This window comes from Mycobacterium asiaticum (genome assembly GCF_001668675.1).
In the GTDB taxonomy this organism is placed as follows: Bacteria; Actinomycetota; Actinomycetes; order Mycobacteriales; family Mycobacteriaceae; genus Mycobacterium; species Mycobacterium asiaticum_D.
In genome coordinates this window covers 1-1,003 of the sequence record NZ_LZKQ01000240.1, presented here as the reverse complement: position 1 = coordinate 1,003, position 1,003 = coordinate 1, and the positions used below count along the sequence as shown (strand labels likewise).

General features: G+C 66.3%; 2 protein-coding genes. Both read right to left on the bottom strand.

The window, feature by feature from the left end; all coding sequences use genetic code 11:
• A partial coding sequence (locus A9X01_RS30085; protein WP_155772199.1) for a PPE domain-containing protein occupies positions 1–89 on the bottom strand: 89 nt, incomplete at its 3' end.
• Positions 89–1,003: PE/PPE C-terminal domain-containing protein (locus A9X01_RS21020; RefSeq protein WP_081282521.1), on the bottom strand; the 915-nt coding region annotated here is incomplete at its 5' end. The genes A9X01_RS21020 and A9X01_RS30085, both read right to left, overlap by 1 nt.

Genomic DNA, 1,003 nt, shown 5'->3' with positions numbered 1-1,003 from the left:
GCGGCCACCATGGGTCCCGATCCGGCACCGGCATACATCCGGCCCGAATTGATCTCCGGCGGCAAAACCGCATAGTCGACAAGACTGATCACCACAGCGCCTCCTTGACCAAGCGAGCCGCCGCATCTCGCTCAGTCGCCAATTCGGCAATCTCCCTGCGCAGCTTGTCGAGCTCGTCGCGTTCGCCCTCGCTCAGGGCGCTCACCACGTTGCGGAGGGTTTGTGGTGGCTTCGATTGACGCGCTTGGGCATCATCGGCGTTCATGTCTCGGGCCAACGCGGGGATGACCTTGTGCCGCTCCCCGGCTGTCGAACGGAGCTGGTCGCCTCGTGGTGCGTTGACCAACCCGCCCATCGGGGGTAAGCCGTAGTAGCCTGCAGTGCCACCGATCTGGCCCTGGGGCACGCCCTGCACTCCGGCGCTTGGCACATCCAATGCGGCGAGCCGTATTGCCGGGGATGAGCCGTTACCCCATGCCGGCGGCACCGACAACTTGCCCACTGCCGCCGCGTCGCCCACACCGGCCGTCACTGCACCGTCACCGAGCCCTGCCGAAGCCGATGCGGCCGTTACCGTGTTTGCTGCATCACCCGAGACGGCCGACGTGGCGGCTGCCGCCGATGCAGGCAACGCCAGCGGGTAGAGCGACACAAAGAAGGGGGTAATCCCCGAAGCCACGAAGGCGACGCCGCTGAATTCGGTTGCCACATTGCCGAAATCAGATCCGAACCGGTTGATCGCCGTGCCTACTGGGCTCGTCGCGAAGGTGTGCAACCAGGCGACTGGGTCGAACGACCCCCCGGTTGACAGGGTTTGCAGCAGGTTGGGGATGGCTGCCATTTGGGCGAGGGTGGATTGGGCTGTGCCGGTGGCGGCTTGGGGGAGTGCGGCGGTTTGGGCGGCCGCGCCGTTGGTGGTGGTTGGTGGTGGTTGGGTGAAGGGTGTCAGTGTGGTTGCGGCGGCGGAGGCGCCGGCGTAGCTGTACATGGCGGCGGCGTCTTG